This is a genomic window from Rhizobium sp. rho-13.1, assembly GCF_007000305.1.
GTDB lineage: Bacteria > Pseudomonadota > Alphaproteobacteria > Rhizobiales > Rhizobiaceae > Rhizobium > Rhizobium rhododendri.
This window is the reverse complement of record NZ_SCFL01000007.1, coordinates 86,283-104,418: the sequence shown is the minus strand read 5'-3', so window position 1 is coordinate 104,418 and position 18,136 is coordinate 86,283. Positions and strand designations below refer to the sequence as shown.

Genomic DNA, 18,136 nt, shown 5'->3' with positions numbered 1-18,136 from the left:
CGTTCTTTCCCTAGACTTGCAGGATCGAGGATACGAGCAGTTGCGTGTAGGGCTCCTGCGGATCGTCCAGCACGCGGTCGGTCAGGCCGTGCTCGATGACATTGCCGTCCTTCATCACCATCATCCGGTGCGAGAGCAGCCGCGCGACGGCGAGATCGTGGGTGACTACGATTGCAGAGAGGCCGAGATCCTGGACGAGGCCGCGCACGAGATCGAGCAGGCGGGCCTGCACGGAGACGTCCAGACCACCGGTCGGCTCGTCCATGAAGACCAGGCGGGGCGAGGTCACCAAGTTACGGGCAATCTGCAGGCGCTGGCGCATGCCGCCGGAAAAAGCGCGCGGCTGGTCGTCGATGCGGTCGGCATTGATCTCGACGCGTCCGAGCCAGTCAATGGCGGTCGCGCGGATATTGCCGTAGTGGCGATCACCGACGGCCATCAGTCGCTCGCCGACATTAGCCCCGGCGGAAACCGTCATGCGAAGTCCATCGGCCGGGTTCTGGTGCACAAAACCCCAGTCGGTGCGCATCAGGAAGCGCCGCTCGGCCTCGTTCATGTGGAAGAGCTCGCGATATTGCCCGTCGCGCATGTGGTACTCGATGCTGCCGGTGGTCGGCATCAGCCGGGTCGACAGGCAGTTCAGCAACGTCGTCTTGCCGGAACCGGATTCCCCGACGATCGCCAGCACTTCGCCCGGCCAGAGGTCGAACGAGACATTGCGGCAGCCGATGCGGCTCCCGTAGAATTTCGAGATATCCTTGACCCTGAGGAGTGGCGTCTCAGTCATTCCGCAGCCTCCTTGGCGGGTGCCAGCATCTCGCCGACATGCCCATGGGCCCGGCGATCCTCGCAATGGTCGGTGTCGGAGCAGACGAACATCCGCCCGCCCTTGTCGTCGAGGATGACCTCGTCAAGGTAAACGTCTTCCGCGCCGCAGAGTGCGCAGGGCTTGTCGAAGCTCTGGATCTCGAAGGGATGATCCTCGAAGTCGAGGCTGACCACGTCGGTATAGGGCGGCACGGCATAGATCCGCTTCTCGCGACCGGCGCCGAATAGCTGCAAGGCTTCCGACTGGTGCATTTTCGGGTTGTCGAACTTCGGCGTCGGCGAAGGGTCCATAACATAGCGGCCCTGGACCTTGACCGGATAGGCATAGGTCGTGGCAATCCGGCCGTTGCGGGCGATGTCCTCGTAGAGCTTGACGTGCATCAGGCCGTATTCTTCCAGCGCATGCATCTTGCGCGTCTCGGTCTCGCGCGGCTCCAGGAAGCGCAATGGCTCCGGCTGCGGCACCTGGTAGACCAGCACCTGATTGGGCCCGAGTTTCTCTTCGGGAATGCGGTGGCGGGTCTGGATGATCGTCGCCTCGCTGGTGCGGGTAGTGACAGCAACATTGGCGACCTTCTGGAAGAAGGCCCGGATCGACACGGCATTGGTCGTGTCGTCTGCGCCCTGGTCGATGACCTTGAGAACGTCGTCAGGGCCGATGATCGACGCCGTCACCTGCACGCCGCCGGTGCCCCAGCCATAGGGCATCGGCATTTCGCGCGAGGCGAACGGCACCTGGTAGCCGGGGATCGCAATCGCCTTGAGGATGGCGCGGCGGATCATCCGTTTGGTTTGTTCGTCAAGATAGGCGAAGTTGTATGTTGCAAGCGCGCTCATTCGGCAGCCTCCTGAAGGGGTTCCTGGCCGGCCTTGCGCGCCTTTTCGAAATCGCTGCGCATGCGGCGGACAAGATCGAGCTCAGCCTGGAAGTCGACATAGTGCGGCAGCTTCAGATGCTCGACGAAGCCGGTGGCCTGGACATTGTCGGAATGCGAGATGACGAATTCCTCGTCCTGCGCCGGTGCGGTCACGTCCTCGCCGAGTTCCTCGGCCCTCAGCGCTCGGTCGACCAGCGACATGGCCATCGCCTTGCGCTCGCTCTGGCCGAACACCAGGCCGTACCCGCGCGTAAACTGCGGCGGTGCCTTGGCCGAGCCCTTGAACTGGTTGACCATCTGGCATTCCGTGACCTGGATGGTGCCGAGCGAGACCGCGAAGCCGAGTTCCGGCACGTCGAGTTCGACCTCGACCTCGCCGATGCGGATCTCGCCGGTGAAGGGATGGTTACGGCCATAGCCCCGCTGCGTGGAATAGCCGAGCGCCAGCAGAAAGCCCTCGTCGCCGCGTGCCAGGGCCTGCAGCCGAAGGTCGCGCGTCATCGGGAATTCCATCGGCTCGCGCGTCAGGTCGCCGGTCTCGTGGTCCTCCGGCATGTCGCCATCTGCCTCGATCAGCCCTTCTTCCGCGAGGATTTCCGATACGCGCATGACGCGGTCATCTTCGGCCTGGCGCTGCGCGCCTTGCTCGACTGCTTCGTCTCCCAGCAGCGAGGGATCGAGCAGGCGATGGGTGTAGTCGAAGGTAGGCCCGAGCAACTGGCCGCCCGGCAGATCCTTGTAGGTCGCCGAAATGCGCCGCTCTATCTTCATCGCGGCGGTATCGATCGGCTGTGAATAGCCAAAACGTGGCAGCGTCGTGCGGTAGGCGCGCAGGATGAAGATCGCCTCGATCATGTCACCGCGTGACTGGCGGATGGCCAGCGCCGCCAGGGTCCGGTCGTAGAGCGAGGCTTCGGCCATGACGCGATCGACGGCGAGCGAAAGCTGCGCGACGATCTGGTCTATGCCGATGGCCGGCAGCGAGCGGTCACCGCGACGGCGGTCGGCGAGCAGCCGGTGGGCATTGGCGATGGCGGCTTCGCCACCCTTGACGGCAACATACATCGGTCAGATCTCCGTTGCAGTGATTTTGGTCGTACGCGACAGGCAGACGAAATGCTTGCCCGCTGTCAGGACGATATCGGCGCCGCGCGGGAAAATGGCGCGGTTGTCATTCCAGAGGCGCAGGAAGCTCTCGGGAAGACCGATAGGTGCAATCGTCGCGATGTCCCTGATGCCTGGCCCGGAAAGAGCGAGCGGTCGGCCGCCCTCCAGAGCCTTGACTTCCAGCACGATGGTTGCCGAGCGATCCGGATATTCCTGGCTGCCCGACGCGAACTGGCTGAATGACGACAGCATCGTGCCGTCCTCAAGGAAGACGAAGCGCGCTTCCAGCTTGTCGCCGAGCGCAGCGCCCGTGTTGAAGGCCAGCCAGGCGGGGAGCGCAGACTTGGCAAGGGATGCCGACAGCCAGACGGGCGTCTCGTGATCGCAAAGCGTCAGCGCAATTGCGCCCGCAGCAATACCAAGCGGAGCGGGTGGGGCAATCTCCGGGCCGATCGTCTGGATCGTGCCGGGGCGCGCCATGCCGTCCATGATCGCCTTGAAGACGCTCTGGCTTTCGAAAACCGGGTTGGCAAAGCCGCCGCTAAAAGTATCGGGATTGACGCTCATTGATCTTCTCCGCGCACCATGGTGAAGAAATCGACGCGCGTTGCCGCAGTTTCCGCCGCCTTTTGGTGGTCCGCCGCTGCAATTCGCTCCGCAACAGGCGTCAGGATCGCCTGCTCGACGAAATCCCTCGTATCGGGCTCCTGCCACAAGGCGTCGAAGATCGCTGCCAGCCGCGCCCGCTCCATGTCGGTGCCGAGCGCCTGTGCATGACCGACGGTCCCGGAGGGGAGCCTGAACGTCGCCCGCGTGACGGTTACTTCGCCAAGGTTGAACATGGCGCCGCCGCCGCCGATGCGACCGCGGACCATCACAAGCCCGGTTTCGGGCCCGCGCACCGCCGTTGCCACCGGCTTTTGGGCCAGTGTTTCCCAGACGGCTTGCAGCTCTTCGCCTTCCGCCTTGGCCAGCAGGTCCGTGACGCGCTTGCGGGTGCGGAGTTCCCGGGCGGCCGCCTCGTGTCTTTGCGCCGAATTCATCTCTCGTCTCCAAATATCTATTGATATAGACAACCATACAAGCTATTTGTAGCTTTAAGGGCGCGGGATGACAAGCGTGTGACGGGATGGGGAAGAATGGCAGTTCAGAAACAGGTGCAGCGGCAGACCGGAGTGGCCCTCTGGCGGCAGATTGCCGATCGCATCAGAGCGTCGATCAATCACGGAGATTTCGATGATTCCGGCATGGTGCCGGCGGAAACGGCGCTGGCCTTGCAGTTTGGTGTCAACCGCCACACGGTGAGAAGCGCGCTTGCGGCGCTGGCGCAGGAGGGTGTTGTGCGCGCCGTGCAGGGACGCGGTACGATGGTTGAGCGCAAGGAAAAGCTGAACTTCCCGATATCCCGCCGCACCCGGTTCTCGCAAGGGGTTGGCAATCAGGCAAAGGAAGCGCGCGGCGTGCTGATCGACGTAGCCTGCGAGACCGCCGGCGCCGACATCGCGGGCTGGCTAAAAATCAAGCCGGGGACCCCCGTTGTTCGGCTGGAAACGCTGGGCACCGTGGACAAGCGGCCCGTATCGCGCTCCACAAGCTGGTTTCCTGCGGATCGTTTCGCCAATATCGGTGAAGTCTATCGCCGGACGGGCTCGGTTACGCGATCATTTGCGGAGATGGGTCTGGAGGACTACGTCCGTGCCATCACCGAAATCACCGCCATGCATGCAGAAACAGCCGATGTCGCCGATCTCGAATTGTCGCCGGGCGCCATCGTCATGATGACGCGAGCCCTCAATACAGAACTCGGCGGCGCGCCGGTCCAGTATTCCATCACCCGCTTCGCAGCAGATCGTGTCCAGTTCACCATAGAAAACTGAGGTTCTGCAGCGTCGACTCGGGTTTTCAGGCATCCCCCGATGGGGACGCCTGGTTTTTAACTGACTTTAGTGAGCGGCAGACATATCGCCGAGAACTTCTTTCGACGCGACCGTCGAGTCGGCCTTCAGCTTGTAGACCATAGGGACCCCGGTCGCGAGGTTGAGCGCCAGGATCTGCTCCTTGCTGAGGCGATCGAGCACCATCACCAGCGAACGCAGCGAATTGCCGTGGGCAGCAACCAGCACCTTCTGGCCAGCCAGCACGCGCGGCAGGATTTCGGTGAGATAATAGGGCCAGACGCGGGCGCCGGTGTCTCGCAGGCTTTCGCCACCGGGTGGCGGGACGTCATAGGAACGGCGCCAGATATGCACCTGCTCTTCGCCCCACTTGGCGCGCGCATCGTCCTTGTTGAGGCCGGAGAGATCGCCGTAGTCGCGCTCGTTCAGTGCCTGGTCGCGGATCGTTTCCAGGCTGGGCTGGCCGACCTTGTCGAGGATGAGCTTCAGCGTGTGCTGGGCGCGGGTGAGGGCCGAGGTGAAGGCGACGTCGAAGGTGATGCCGTAATCGGCCAGCGCCTGTCCCCCAGCCGTGGCTTCCTCGATGCCGAGCGCCGTCAGATCGGGGTCTTTCCAGCCGGTGAAAAGGTTCTTCAGGTTCCAGTCGCTCTGGCCATGGCGAACGAGGACGAGGGTACCGCTCATAGTTTATTCCTCCGTAACAGTATCAGCGTGAAGACAGCCCGAGCACGTCGAGCATGGAATAGAGATCAGGTTTCCGGTCGCGCGCCCACAGCGCCGCCTTGACGGCGCCGCGCGCAAAGATGGAGCGATCCCCCGCGGAATGCGACAGGGTGACCATTTCGCCTTCCCCGGCGAGGATGACGGAGTGGTCGCCGATGACCGAGCCGCCGCGCAGCGTCGCAAAGCCGATGCTGCCACTCGCCCGCGCTCCGGTGTGCCCGTCGCGAACCCGCACGGAATTGTCGGCAAGATCAATCCCTCGCCCGTTGGCGGCCGCCTTGCCGAGCAGTAGCGCCGTGCCGGAGGGAGCGTCGACCTTGTGCTTGTGATGCATCTCGAGCACTTCGATGTCCCACTCGTCGGCCGGCAAGGCATGCGCCGCCTGTTCGACGAGAACACTGAGAAGATTGACGCCGAGGCTCATATTGCCGGACTTGACGATCCGGGCGTGACGCGCAGCAGCTGAAATCTTTGCCTCGTCGTCCAGAGAACAACCGGTGGTGCCGATAACATGGACGATGCGCGCCTGCGCGGCGAGACCAGCGTAGACGATCGTCGTTTCCGGCCGTGTGAAGTCAATGACGCCGTCGGCGTGCAGGAAGGCGGTTAGCGGATCGTCGGTCAGCAACACGCCGACCGGACCGAGCCCGGCGATCTCGCCGGCGTCCTTGCCGAGAAATTGAGACCCCTCGCGCCCGACGGCAGCGTGCAGCGTTGCGCCTTCGGTGGCATGGATGATGCGGATCAGCGCCTGGCCCATTCGGCCTGACGCCCCCACCACAACCAGTTTCATGGCCTGTTCGCTCATAGGATCGATTTGCTCTGCGTCTTGCGGGCCCGTGTCCGCACCGGTGCTTTCACCGGCGCCTGAAGGTTGTTGAGGCGAGCGTAAAGGCCCTCCGGCGATTTTGCCAGTGTCTCGTGATTGCCTTCCTCGACGACGCGGCCCTGCTGCATGACCACGATTTTCGCGGCCCGCACGACAGTCGAAAGCCGGTGGGCGATCACCACCACGGTGCGCCCGCTCATCGCTTCATCCAGCGCCCTTTGGACAGCCGCCTCGGACTCGGTATCGAGTGCGGAGGTAGCCTCGTCGAGCAGGAGGATAGGAGCATTGCGCACAAGCGCGCGGGCAATCGAAACGCGCTGGCGCTGGCCGCCGGACAATGTCACGCCGTTTTCACCGACCGGCGTATCGTAGCCCTGAGGCTGCGCCATGATGAAATCGTGCGCGTAGGCAAGCCGTGCCGCCTGTTCGACCTCGGCATCGGTCGATTCCGGCCGGCCGTAACGGATGTTGTCGCGGATTGTACCCTCGAAAAGGTAGGGCTGTTGGGAGACGTAGGCGAGGTGCTGGCGCAGCGACTGCTTGGTGATGTGGCTGATATCCTGCCCATCGATGAAGATTTGCCCGGCAGCAGGGTCGTAGAAGCGCGGAATGAGATTGATGACCGTCGATTTGCCAGCCCCGGAAGGACCGACCAGCGCCGTCGTCTTGCCACCCTCGGCCACGAAATTGACCTTGTCGAGTACAGGCTCGCCATTCGCATAACCGAACGTCACATCGCGAAACTCGATCCGCGCCTCGGTGATCGTCAGTTCCTTGGCGTCGGGCAGGTCCCGCTGGCGGGTCTCCATGTCGAGCAGTTCGTAGATCATGCTCGCATTGACTACGGCACGCTCCATCTGCACCTGCAGCTTGGCCAACCGGCGCGCCGGATCGTAGGCCATGAGCAAGGATACAACGAAGGAGAAAAATGCGCCTGGAGGGACGTTATAGTAGATCGCTCGATAGGCCGCATAGGCGAAGATGCTGCCGACTGCCACACCGGCAAAGGTCTCCGTCAGTGGTCCGTTGCGCTCCGAAAGCCGGGCAATGCGGTTCTGACGATGTTCGGCCGTGGTGATGAGCTTCTGGATCTTGCGTTCCAGTTGCTCCTCCATGGTGAATGCCTTGACGATGGCAATCCCCTGGATCGTCTCCTGCATGGCGCCGAGCACGTGGCTGTTGAGATTGACAGCCTCTCGCGTTGCCGACCGCAACCGCTTGGACACGTAACGAAGAGCGTAGAGAAGCGGCGGTGCCATGACAAACACGGCAAGGCTGAGGATCGGGTCCTGGTAGACCATGTTGGCGAGCAGGGCGACGAATGTCAGCAGGTCGCGCGCCGTCGACGTGATCGTCAGGTTCATGACATCACGGATGCCCGAAACGTTCTGGCTGACCTGCGCCGCAACCTTGGCCGACCTCGCCTCGCTGAAATAGCCGACCGAAAGCGTCATCAGATGGGCATAGATCCGGCGCTGGTATCGGGCGATGATGTTATTGCCGATCTTGCTCAGAATGACCGACTGGAAATAACCGGCGAAGCCGCGCACCAGGAATGCTGCGAAGATGCCTACGCAGACAAGCCCGACAATACCGGCATTGCGATCGACAAATGCCTGGTCGATGATGACCTTCATGATGAAGGCGATAAAGCCCGTGGATAAAGCGACCAGGATCAGGCAGATGATCGCGATCGTGTAGCCCTTGATATGATCCCGGCCGTTTTCTGCGATTACCCGCTTGAGAACGCCGGTCACGGTCTCGCTGTTAACAACAACTTTTTTGGTCTCGGGCGATTTCAAAAATCGACTTCCTGTCTGAACCAAGCGAGCGGCGGATGCCCGCGCTTTCGGCGGTTCTATAAAGCGTTCGGCTGGGTTTGGCTAGCGCACTCAGCGGCGCCAGCGGCGTCCTTCCGTCGAGAGACCGAACTTCTGGGGCATGCGGGCATAGGAGGAAAGGCCCTCGAGGGCAGCCAGCGGATGGGTTACGACATAGGTGGGTATGGAGCGAAGCATGGCGCTATGCGGCGCCTTGTCCTCGAAGGCAGCACGGAATTCCGGCTTCTTCAGCGCCGGAATAATCTTCTGGGAAATGCCGCCCGACAGATAGACGCCACCGCGTGCCATGAACAGCAGCGCGATGTCGCCGGCCAGCCTGCCGAGGTAGGTGACGAACAACGTCAGCGTCTCCACAGCCAGCCGATCGCTGGCGGCAAGGCCGTGGTTGGTGATATCGGCCGGTTCCTTCAGCGTCGGCTCGACGCCCTCGACATGGCAGAGTGCCCTGTAGAGGTTCTGCAGGCCACGACCGCAGATGATCTGCTCGGCCGAAATGCGGCCTTCGATCGCCTCGAGATGCGGCCAGATCTGCAGGTCGCGCTTGCTGCGGGGCCCGATATCGATATGGCCGCCTTCGCCAGGCGCTGGGATCCAGGAGTTCTTGGCGTGGATAAGGCCCGCGACACCGAGGCCGGTGCCCGGTCCAAGCACGGCGCGTGACGCAATCAACCCATCGCGGGCGGCGCCGATAGGCTCGCGGCCGTCGTCTGCGAGGTTGGAAATGGCCAGCGCCTGGGCTTCGAAGTCGTTGATGATCAGTACGTCTTCCATGCCGAGATCGGTGATCATCGTCCGAGGGCGAACGATCCAGTCGGAATTCGTGAGCGGAATTTCGTCGCCATTGATCGGGCCGGCAACGGCAAGGATCGCCGAGCGTGGAACGACGGTGCTCTTCGATAAAACGCCCTCACGGATGGCATCGTCGATCGTTGCGTAATCGGCGGCATGCATGATCGGAAACGGCTTCGCCTCGCTGTAAGCATCCACCTGAATGGAGAAACGAGCATTGGTGCCGCCGATATCGCCCATCAGAACGGGAAAGGGCAGGGGAATATCACTATGGTTGAGCTTAGGCATGGGCCCTATCCGTGGTCAGCCGCCGACAGGCGGATTGGTCAAAGGGTGGCTATCAGTCGTTCGGCGGTGGCTTCGTTGAGTGCCATCGGAATGTCGTAGACGATGGCAAGGCGCATCAGCGCTTTCACATCGACATCATGCGGCATCGGCGTCAACGGGTCGACGAAGAAAATCAGCGCGTCCACCTCAGCGGTTGCGATCATGGCGCCGATCTGCTGGTCGCCGCCGAGCGGACCGCTTTTCAGGCGGATGACATTGAGGTCAGGACAGGCCGCCAGCACGCGCGCTCCGGTCGTGCCGGTGGCAAAGATCTGCCATTTTGCCAGCATCGATTCGAACCGCCGGGCGAAGTCTGCCATGGCCGTTTTTTTCTCGTCATGCGCAATCAGCGCGATGCGTTTAACTTCTGCCATGACATGCCTCCCGCCACGCCTTAAATCGATTTGCAGCTTTCCTATACCATGCCAGTGCTCATTGAAAGTCTTGGCGAAAGACGTTGCCCGCAGATTTTCCCGGTAGTCATTGTGCAGCCGGTAAGGCGTCCTGCTCGGCCCCAGTGGGCGCTGAACTGCTGGGGGTGGTCATGCGTGCGGAGGACACCGGCGGTGCTGCCAACGTCGCTTTGCAGGCGGCCGGCAGGTCTGCCACCATGATTTCACGCGGCTTCACCGGCACTGCATTGGGTTTCGGGACAGGCTTTGCCCACGGTGCCGGCGTGAACCACCAGGCAAGGCTCTTGTCGCAACCGTCCCCCGCCTTCACCGGGGCCTGCGCCGTGCAGCCGATTTCCCCGGCGGGGCAGCGCAATCGTATATGAAAATGCGCATCGTGGCCGTATTCCGGCCGCAGCTTGCCGAGTGCGGTTCGGTCGCCGGCCCAGGTCTCGCACATTTTCTTCTTGATCGCCGGATTGACGAAGATTCGCTCGACCTCGGGGTAGCTTGCGGCGCGCATCAATAGTCGTGCACGGGCCTGCGTCCAAAGGCCGGGATCGACCGTCAGGAACTTGTCCTTGGCCAGCATGCTGGTGAACGGCATGGTTTCGCGCTCGGCTGCTGTCAATGTCCGCTTAGGCATCGGCATCAGCCAGATATCGGCGTCCAGGCCGATCTGGTGCGAGGCGTGGCCGCTGAACATCGGTCCGCCGCGAGGCTGCGAGATATCGCCCACCAGAAGCCCGGGCCATCCGTCGAGCCTTGCTGCGTCCTGGGACAGACGTTCGATCACGGAGATTGTCTCGGGCCTCCCCCAGCGTCGGTTGCGCGAAGGCCGCATTACCTGCCAGGTCGGACCATCCGTCGGCAGGGCGACTGCCCCGGCCAGGCAGCCCTTCGCATAAAACCCAATCGACTGCGGCGGGCCCAGTGTCGGCAGCGCGACGGCGCCGAAGAGAGCCTTGGCACTGCCGGGCGTCGGAACTGCTGGCTCTGCGGCAGCGCCGCCGAGTGTAGCGGCAATGGCGATCGTTGCGACCATGACGGCGCTGCAGAAGGTACGAAGTGTCCGGGCCGGGCGAAAAGTCATGCAGTTCCTTGGGTTGGGTCGGCCGATGCCGATGTGATTTGCGATTGAGCCTAGCGCGAAAAGCCCGCTTGGTGAATCGATCTTTGCGCAGAGGCATTCCCATATCGAAAGGTTCGTACAGCAACCACCAACGGGACTTGCGGATGGTACGACCACGACGAAATCTCTCAGCACCTATATTTCTCCTGTATTTCGCCTATCCTGCGGTCATCGCGAATCTTGGGGTATGTGAATGGCATTGTCGTTGTCGAAGACGGGTTCGGTTTTTCTATTGATTTCCCTGCTGGCCTTGCCGGTTGTCTCCCGCGCCGAAGACGCCCAGTTCCGGATCGGCACCGCCATTCTCGGCGACCTGAAATACGCCCCGGGCTTCAAGCATTTCGACTACGTCAATCCCGATGCGCCCAAAGGCGGCGATCTGAAGCTGTCGGCAGACGGCACCTTCGACACCTTTAACCCCGTGCTGAAAAAGGGCGAGACGGCCGAAGGCCTCTCGCTGGTCTTCGATACGCTTCTAAAGTCCTCCGATGATGAGACCGGCTCCGCCTATGGCCTGCTGGCCGAAGGCGTAGCCTACCCCGATGATATTTCCAGCGCCACGTTCAGGCTTCGCAGCGAAGCGAAATGGGCGGATGGGACGCCCGTGACTCCGGAGGACGTCGTCTACAGCTTCGACAAGACGAAGGAGCTGGATCCAGTGACCAAGAGCTACTATGCCCATGTCACCAAGGCGGAAAAGACCGGCGACCGCGACGTCACATTTTCGTTCGACGAGAAGGGCAATCGCCAGTTGCCGTGGATACTAGGTCAGTTTTTGATCGTGCCGAAACTTTGGTGGGAGGCCAATGGGTCGGACGGCAAGCCCCGTGACATTTCACGCACGACGCTTGAGCCAGTGATGGGCTCCGGGCCTTACAAGATCGCTGCTTTCTCACCGGGTTCAACGATCCGCTACGAGCTGCGCGACGATTATTGGGGTAAGAATCTCCCGGTCAACGTCGGCGAAAACAATTTCGGAGCGATTGCCTACACTTATTACGGCGATAGCCAGGTCAAGTTCGAGGCATTTCGGGCAGGAAATACCGATTTCCGCCAGGAACAGTCGGCCAGCAAATGGGCCACCGCCTATGACTTTCAGGCGATAAAGGATGGACGCATATTGCGAGAACAGGTTGCAAACCCGCTGCGCAGCCGAGGCATCATGCAGGCATTCGTTCCAAATCTACGGCGTGACCAATTCAAAGATGAGAAGGTCCGCGAGGCGTTAAACTACGCCTTCGATTTTGAGGATCTGAACCGCAATCTCGCCTATAACGCTTTCCAGCGTATCGACAGTTATTTTTGGGGCACCGAACTTGCTTCATCCGCCCTGCCGCAGGGGCGAGAACTGGAAATCTTGAACGAAGTAAAAGACAAGGTTCCGCCGGAGGTCTTCACCACGCCCTATACCAATCCTGTTGGCGGCGACCCGCAGAAAATGCGTGATAATTTTCGCAAGGCTATCGCACTCCTCAAGGAAGCGGGGTGGGAGCTCAGGGGCAATAACATGGTCAATGTCGCCACCGGCAAGCCTTTGAGTTTTGAAATTTTGCTCCAGAACCAGTCTTACGAGCGTACTGTTCTGCCATTCGCCAATAATCTTAAAAAAATCGGCATTGAAGCGCGACTCCGGACTGTCGATACTGCGCAATATACAAGCCGTATTCGTAGCTTCGATTATGATATGATTTACGGGATCTGGTCTCAGAGCGTAAATCCTGGCAACGAACAAAACAGCTTTTGGGGTTCTAAAGCAGCCAATTTGCAGGGAACGCAAAACTACGCAGGCATTACCGATCCTGGAGTGGATGCGCTGATTGCAAAGGTTGTCCAAGCTCAGAACCGCGAGGAAAAAAACGCAACGGCCCGAGCCCTTGATCGCGTATTGTTGGCGCATCATTATGTCATTCCGTTGTTTTATTCCTCGACCGTTCAAATCGCCTATTCCAATAGACTCGCGCGTCCGGCCAGCTATCCGGAATATTCCCTAGGCTTTCCGGACGTCTGGTGGTCGAAGTCGGCCGCAAAATGAGCGGCTCTTGCATTGGCGGAGCGGCTGGGGTCCAAATGGCCCTGACCGAATCAGCAGGATTTATGCTTGGCGATGACGGGTTTCGACCGGCAGAGCGCCGGTCGCGAAGGGACGATGCCTTGATAGAGATAGCAGCGCAGGACAGTCAGAAAAACGCCGGCAGAACCGGGGTTGTGGGCTGATGGGCGCCTATATTCTGCGCCGGCTTCTGCTGATGATCCCGACCGTCATCGGCATCATGGCGATCTCCTTTACCGTCGTGCAATTTGCCCCCGGCGGACCCGTCGAGCAGGTCGTGGCTCAACTCACCGGACAAAGCGACAGCGCCTCCGACCGCCTCTCGGGCGGTGGCGACCAAATGGCGCAGCAATCCTTCGATGACGGCAATTCCCGCTATCGCGGAGCGCAGGGGCTTGATCCGGAACTGATCGCCAAATTGGAGAAACAGTTCGGTTTCGACAAGCCACCGCTTACCCGCTTCCTCGACATGATGTGGAACTACATCCGCTTCGATTTCGGCGAAAGTTTCTTCCGCAACACATCGGTGATCGACCTCATCATCGACAAGATGCCGGTGTCGATTTCTCTGGGCCTCTGGATCATGTTGTTTTCCTACACGATCTCTATCCCGCTCGGCATCCGCAAGGCGGTGAAAGACGGCTCCAGTTTCGACGTCTGGACCTCTGGCATCATCATCGTCGGTTATGCAGTCCCGAGCTTCCTGTTCGGCATCCTTTTGATCGTCGTTTTTGCCGGCGGCTCGTTCTTTGACTGGTTTCCGCTGCGCGGCCTCGTCTCCGACAATTTCGCCGATCTCCCCTGGTGGCAGAAGCCGCTCGACTATTTCTGGCACCTGCTGCTGCCGCTGGTTTCGCTGTCGCTGGCAGCCTTCGCCACGACGACGCTGCTCACCAAGAATTCCTTCATCGAGGAAATCAAGAAGCAATATGTGACGACGGCGCGTGCAAAGGGTCTCACAGAACACCGCGTGCTCTACGGCCACGTGTTCCGCAACGCCATGCTGATCGTCATTGCTGGCTTCCCGGGCGCCTTCATCTCCGCCTTTTTCACCGGCTCGCTGCTGATCGAGAATATCTTTTCGCTCGATGGTCTCGGCCGTCTCGGCTACCTCTCGGTGGTCAATCGCGATTATCCGATCGTCTTTGCGACGCTCTATATCTTTTCGCTGATGGGCCTGTTTGTCGGACTTATTTCCGATCTTCTCTACACCTGGATCGATCCTCGCATCGATTTCGATCGAAGGGATGTCTGAGATGGATACACCGATCTCCACTGCCGCAGCCATTCCCGTCAAGCCGCCGCGCAAGGGCCTGTTGTCGCCGCCGAACCTGCGCCGCTGGGAAAATTTCAAGGCAAACCGGCGCGGCTACTGGTCGTTCTGGCTGTTCCTGCTGTTGTTCGTTCTCAGCATGGGCGCTGAATTCCTTGCGAACGATCGCCCGATCGTCGCTTCCTACAAAGGCGAGATCTTGTTTCCGATCTTCGTCAACTATCCGGAGGACAAGTTCGGCGGATTCCTGGCCCAGACCGACTATCGCTCCTCCTTCATCACAGACGAAATCGAGGCACACGGCTGGATGCTCTGGCCGCCCATTCGCTATTCCTATCAGACGGTCAATTCCAACATACCGCGCTCGGCGCCGACGCCGCCTTTCTGGCTGATGAGCAAAGATGAGCGCTGCGCCGCCTATCCGCAGAAGGCTGCCGATCCCGATTGCCGGCTTGGCAACATGAACTGGCTCGGCACCGACGACCAGGCCCGCGACGTCATGGCGCGGATGATCTACGGCTTCCGTGTTTCCATGCTGTTCGGCCTCGCATTGACCATCTGCTCGGCAATTGTTGGGGTCACGGCCGGCGCCGTCCAGGGCTATTTCGGCGGCTGGACCGATCTGCTGCTGCAGCGTTTCATCGAGATCTGGTCGTCGATGCCGGTGCTCTACATCCTGCTGATCATTGCCGCCATCCTGCCGCCCGGCTTCTTCGTGCTGCTTGGCATCATGCTGCTGTTTTCCTGGGTCGGCTTCGTCGGCATCGTCAGGGCTGAATTCCTGCGCGCCCGCAATTTCGAATATGTCCGAGCCGCCCGCGCGCTCGGCGTCAACAACCGCACGATCATGGTCCGCCACCTGTTACCGAACGCGATGGTGGCGACGCTGACCTTCCTGCCCTTCATTCTCTCCGGCTCGATCACGACGCTCACGTCACTCGACTTCCTCGGCTTCGGCATGCCGCCCGGTTCGCCATCGCTCGGCGAAATGATCGCGCAGGGCAAATCCAACCTCCAGGCCCCGTGGCTCGGCCTGACGGCTTTCTTCACGATGTCGATCATGCTGTCGTTGCTGATCTTCGTCGGCGAAGCCGTGCGCGATGCCTTCGATCCGAGGAAGACGTTCAGGTGAAGGCTTGGGCTCGTCATCACGCTCCGATCGGGTTAGGATCTTGTGTCCACTGCATGGAAAGGTTGAACCATGAACAAGCTCGTGCGTGACCATTATCCTGTATCGAAACTGCCGGAAGATCTGCGAGAGGGCTTCAATCCGGTAGGGACTGTCCGCGTGGTCATAGAGGTTGAAGATCGCGTTCCCGCTCTGCACATCGAAACAAAGCCGATGACCGGTAAAGACGTTGTCGAAGCCATCAGAAGTTATAAAGCGCTCGGTAGGCCATCCGTGACGACCGAAGAGGCCGTCGCGCGTATCCGCGCATTGCGCGACGAGTGGGATGATTGATGGCGTTCGGGACGATCTATCTGGATACCAATATTTTCGTCATAGCTTTCGAAGCTGAAGATGAAATCAGTGAAAAGCTGTCAGAGATTTTTGGCAATATCGATAGCCAGCCGGGTGCGCGCTTTGCTACCAGCGAGCTCACATTGTCCGAACTTCTTGTTCGGCCTATGAGAGACAACGACCCTCAAGCAGTCTTGCGCTATGAAGCACTCATCAGACCAAGTCCTTGGATGGAGGTAATCCCCGTTCGAAGGACCGTTCTTACCTCCGCTGCTTCTCTTCGCGCCCATAACACTTATCTGAAGTTGCCGGACGCGATCCATGTTGCGACGGCCATGGAAGCAAACTGTTCGCATATCCTCACCAATGATCATGGTATCAAGGGTCAGTACGCACTTCCTGGCAGCGAAAACGTACTGGGCCAAGCTCCACCGCTGCTCGACATTCTCCGCCCGGACGAACCCACCTTGACATCCCTCCTGCAAAGCCTGGCCTCATGACCGAACCGCTCCTGTCCGTCCGCAATCTCTCCGTCGCTTTCCATCAGGGCGGACGAACCACGACGGCTGTCGATGGCATATCCTTTGATATCCGGAAGGGCGAGGTGGTGGCGCTGGTCGGGGAATCGGGCTCCGGCAAGTCGGTCTCGGCCAATTCGATATTGCGATTGCTGCCTTACCCTTCGGCCAGCCATCCTTCCGGAGAAATCCTGTTCAAGGGCATGGATCTTCTGAAAGCATCGGACAACCAGCTGCGCTCTGTGCGTGGCAACGATATCACCATGATCTTCCAGGAGCCGATGACGTCGCTCAATCCGCTGCATTCGATCGAGAAGCAGATCGGCGAGGTTCTGGCACTTCACCAGGGCCTGACGGGGCAGGCCGCCCGCGTCCGCATTCTCGAATTGCTCGATCAGGTCGGCATTCGCGATGCCGAAAAGCGGCTGAAAGCCTACCCTCATGAGTTATCCGGTGGTCAGCGCCAGCGCGTGATGATCGCCATGGCGCTCGCCAATCGGCCGGAACTGCTGATCGCCGACGAGCCGACGACGGCGCTCGACGTCACCGTCCAGGCCCAGATCCTAAAGCTGCTGCGCGATCTCAAGGGGCAGCACGGCATGTCGATGCTGTTCATCACCCATGACCTGGGCATTGTCCGAAAGTTTGCCGACCGGGTCTGCGTCATGACCAACGGGCAGATCGTCGAAACCGGGAGTGTCGAAGATGTCTTCAGCCGCCCGCAGCATGACTATACGCGCCATCTTCTGGCAGCCGAGCCGCGCGGCGAGCCGCCTTTGGCGGATGCCAGCAAGCCGGTGGTCATGCAGGGGTCGGATATCCGGGTCTGGTTTCCGATCAAGTCAGGGCTGATGCGCAAGGTCGTCGATCACGTCAAGGCGGTGGATGGCATCGACCTGACATTGCGCGCCGGCCAGACGCTTGGCGTCGTCGGCGAGTCCGGTTCCGGCAAGACGACGCTCGGCCTCGCACTGGCGCGGCTGATTTCCTCGAAGGGTCGTATCAGCTTCGTCGGTCGTGATATCGAGGCCTATTCCTTCACGGAGATGCGACCGCTGCGCAACCAGTTGCAGGTCGTCTTCCAGGATCCCTATGGCTCGCTCAGTCCGCGCATGTCGGTCGGCGACATCATCGCCGAGGGATTGAAGGTGCATGAGCGCGGCCTCAGCTCAGATGAACGGGATCAGCGCGTCTGCTGGGCGTTGGAGGAGGTCGGTCTCGACCCGCTAACCCGCTGGCGTTTCCCGCACGAGTTTTCCGGCGGCCAGCGGCAACGCATCGCCATCGCCCGGGCCATGGTGCTGAAGCCCCGCTTCGTCATGCTGGACGAACCGACATCGGCACTCGATATGAGCGTCCAGGCCCAGGTGGTCGATCTCCTGCGCGATCTCCAGCGCAAGCACGACTTGGCTTACCTGTTCATCAGCCACGATCTGAAGGTGGTCAAGGCGCTGGCCAACGATCTCATCGTCATGCGCTTCGGCAAGGTGGTGGAGCAGGGCGCATCGGCAGATGTATTCCGCAATCCGCAGCACGAATATACACGTGCGCTGCTCGCCGCTGCATTCGATATCGAGGCTGTGCCGACGCCAGCTTTGCAGCACTAGGGCCGGCCGATCCTTGCACGGGTGGAACCTTCGGCAGGAACGTCCGTTCTGAGTTGTTAACGGCAGCGCAGGGCGGCAGCGCTTCGTCAACCAAAGGAGGAGAGAATGGCAACCATCGATCCAAAGAACCGCTGGCAGGAGCCGGAAAGCTCAAGCGTACCCGAAGGCGGGCTTCCCGCCACAAAGGCGCGGCAGGGTCGCGTCGGGCGCCGAGTTCTGACAGTTCTCGTGGCAGCTCTCGTCCTCTCTTTCATCGTCTGGATCCCCGTCGAGATCTGGGGCAGCCACAAGGCCGAACAGGCATCTCCTACAACGACAACGGAGACCCAGTCACCCACCGCCCCGGCTAAACCGGCACCATAGCCGCGCTACGAACAGGAGCTTGGCACGGTCGGTTGGTCAAAACTTCAGCAACCCTGCACGCGAAAAAAGCGGCAGGGCACGAATTTGCATCAATCTTTGTTCTGCGACTGGACTCTTCCGCA

The 18,136-nt window shown here is 60.7% G+C and carries 18 protein-coding genes and 1 pseudogene; 8 read left to right on the top strand and 11 right to left on the bottom strand.

Features of this window, described 5'->3' with window-relative positions; translation table 11 throughout:
- Nucleotides 1-10: 10 nt before the first annotated feature.
- From phnK to phnG, 5 genes are read right to left on the bottom strand one after another with little or no spacing between them, the layout of a single operon-like run.
- Nucleotides 11-787 carry a phosphonate C-P lyase system protein PhnK gene (gene phnK / locus EQW76_RS17980; RefSeq protein WP_111215949.1) on the bottom strand — a complete coding sequence of 259 codons (777 nt, stop codon included), beginning with the start codon at nucleotides 785-787 and terminating at the stop codon, nucleotides 11-13.
- Nucleotides 784-1,665 (bottom strand): alpha-D-ribose 1-methylphosphonate 5-phosphate C-P-lyase PhnJ, encoded by an 882-nt coding sequence (locus tag EQW76_RS17975; protein ID WP_142830078.1) that lies wholly within the window; start codon nucleotides 1,663-1,665, stop codon nucleotides 784-786. Before EQW76_RS17975 ends, phnK begins: the two co-directional genes overlap by 4 nt.
- Complete coding sequence (locus tag EQW76_RS17970; RefSeq protein WP_142830080.1) at nucleotides 1,662-2,771, bottom strand: carbon-phosphorus lyase complex subunit PhnI; 1,110 nt, start codon at nucleotides 2,769-2,771, stop codon at nucleotides 1,662-1,664. Before EQW76_RS17970 ends, EQW76_RS17975 begins: the two co-directional genes overlap by 4 nt.
- Before the next feature lie 3 nt (nucleotides 2,772-2,774).
- Nucleotides 2,775-3,380 carry a phosphonate C-P lyase system protein PhnH gene (phnH, locus tag EQW76_RS17965; protein ID WP_142830082.1) on the bottom strand — a complete coding sequence of 202 codons (606 nt, stop codon included), beginning with the start codon at nucleotides 3,378-3,380 and terminating at the stop codon, nucleotides 2,775-2,777.
- Nucleotides 3,377-3,856: a phosphonate C-P lyase system protein PhnG gene (gene phnG / locus EQW76_RS17960; RefSeq protein WP_142830084.1), complete on the bottom strand. Its 480-nt coding sequence runs from the start codon at nucleotides 3,854-3,856 to the stop codon at nucleotides 3,377-3,379. Before phnG ends, phnH begins: the two co-directional genes overlap by 4 nt.
- A 96-nt stretch (nucleotides 3,857-3,952) precedes the next feature.
- Here phnG and phnF point away from each other — a divergent pair, with 96 nt between their 5' ends.
- Nucleotides 3,953-4,690 carry a phosphonate metabolism transcriptional regulator PhnF gene (phnF, locus tag EQW76_RS17955; RefSeq protein WP_142830086.1) on the top strand — a complete coding sequence of 246 codons (738 nt, stop codon included), beginning with the start codon at nucleotides 3,953-3,955 and terminating at the stop codon, nucleotides 4,688-4,690.
- Nucleotides 4,691-4,756: 66 nt separating this feature from the next.
- Here phnF and EQW76_RS17950 read toward each other — a convergent pair whose 3' ends face one another.
- The 6 genes from EQW76_RS17950 to mepA all read right to left on the bottom strand — a co-directional run bounded on the left by EQW76_RS17950 (nucleotide 4,757) and on the right by mepA (nucleotide 10,654).
- Entirely contained in the window at nucleotides 4,757-5,392 is a 636-nt protein-coding gene (locus tag EQW76_RS17950) for a 2,3-bisphosphoglycerate-dependent phosphoglycerate mutase (protein WP_142830088.1), read from the bottom strand.
- Nucleotides 5,393-5,414: 22 nt separating this feature from the next.
- Nucleotides 5,415-6,239 carry a 4-hydroxy-tetrahydrodipicolinate reductase gene (gene dapB, locus EQW76_RS17945; protein WP_142830090.1) on the bottom strand — a complete coding sequence of 275 codons (825 nt, stop codon included), beginning with the start codon at nucleotides 6,237-6,239 and terminating at the stop codon, nucleotides 5,415-5,417.
- A complete protein-coding gene (locus tag EQW76_RS17940) occupies nucleotides 6,236-8,062 on the bottom strand; it encodes an ABC transporter ATP-binding protein (protein WP_142830092.1) in 1,827 nt (608 codons plus the stop codon). The genes dapB and EQW76_RS17940 overlap by 4 nt, the downstream gene beginning before the upstream one ends.
- A 90-nt stretch (nucleotides 8,063-8,152) precedes the next feature.
- Nucleotides 8,153-9,178, bottom strand: coding sequence for a glucokinase (locus EQW76_RS17935; RefSeq protein ID WP_142830094.1), 1,026 nt, complete (start codon nucleotides 9,176-9,178; stop codon nucleotides 8,153-8,155).
- Nucleotides 9,179-9,216: 38 nt separating this feature from the next.
- On the bottom strand, nucleotides 9,217-9,591 hold the full coding sequence (locus EQW76_RS17930) for a methylglyoxal synthase (protein ID WP_142830096.1): 375 nt from the start codon (nucleotides 9,589-9,591) through the stop codon (nucleotides 9,217-9,219).
- Between the two features lie 106 nt (nucleotides 9,592-9,697).
- On the bottom strand, nucleotides 9,698-10,654 hold the full coding sequence (gene mepA / locus EQW76_RS17925; protein ID WP_224128632.1) for a penicillin-insensitive murein endopeptidase: 957 nt from the start codon (nucleotides 10,652-10,654) through the stop codon (nucleotides 9,698-9,700).
- Nucleotides 10,655-10,934: 280 nt separating this feature from the next.
- On the opposite strand from mepA, the gene EQW76_RS17920 reads away from it, so the two are divergent.
- The 7 genes and pseudogenes from EQW76_RS17920 to EQW76_RS17890 all read left to right on the top strand — a co-directional run.
- Nucleotides 10,935-12,773 (top strand): extracellular solute-binding protein, encoded by a 1,839-nt coding sequence (locus EQW76_RS17920; RefSeq protein ID WP_142830100.1) that lies wholly within the window; start codon nucleotides 10,935-10,937, stop codon nucleotides 12,771-12,773.
- Nucleotides 12,774-12,954: 181 nt separating this feature from the next.
- Complete coding sequence (locus EQW76_RS17915; protein ID WP_111215967.1) at nucleotides 12,955-14,046, top strand: microcin C ABC transporter permease YejB; 1,092 nt, start codon at nucleotides 12,955-12,957, stop codon at nucleotides 14,044-14,046.
- Nucleotide 14,047: 1 nt separating this feature from the next.
- Nucleotides 14,048-15,196, top strand: coding sequence for an ABC transporter permease (locus EQW76_RS17910; protein ID WP_142830102.1), 1,149 nt, complete (start codon nucleotides 14,048-14,050; stop codon nucleotides 15,194-15,196).
- Between the two features lie 69 nt (nucleotides 15,197-15,265).
- On the top strand, nucleotides 15,266-15,526 hold the full coding sequence (locus EQW76_RS17905; RefSeq protein WP_143123049.1) for a hypothetical protein: 261 nt from the start codon (nucleotides 15,266-15,268) through the stop codon (nucleotides 15,524-15,526).
- Entirely contained in the window at nucleotides 15,526-16,026 is a 501-nt protein-coding gene (locus tag EQW76_RS17900) for a type II toxin-antitoxin system VapC family toxin (RefSeq protein WP_224128621.1), read from the top strand. The genes EQW76_RS17905 and EQW76_RS17900 overlap by 1 nt, the downstream gene beginning before the upstream one ends.
- Complete coding sequence (locus EQW76_RS17895) at nucleotides 16,023-17,651, top strand: ABC transporter ATP-binding protein (RefSeq protein ID WP_142830108.1); 1,629 nt, start codon at nucleotides 16,023-16,025, stop codon at nucleotides 17,649-17,651. Before EQW76_RS17900 ends, EQW76_RS17895 begins: the two co-directional genes overlap by 4 nt.
- 114 nt (nucleotides 17,652-17,765) lie before the next feature.
- A pseudogene (locus EQW76_RS17890) lies at nucleotides 17,766-17,960 on the top strand (hypothetical protein); the annotation flags it as partial.
- Nucleotides 17,961-18,136: the final 176 nt, after the last annotated feature.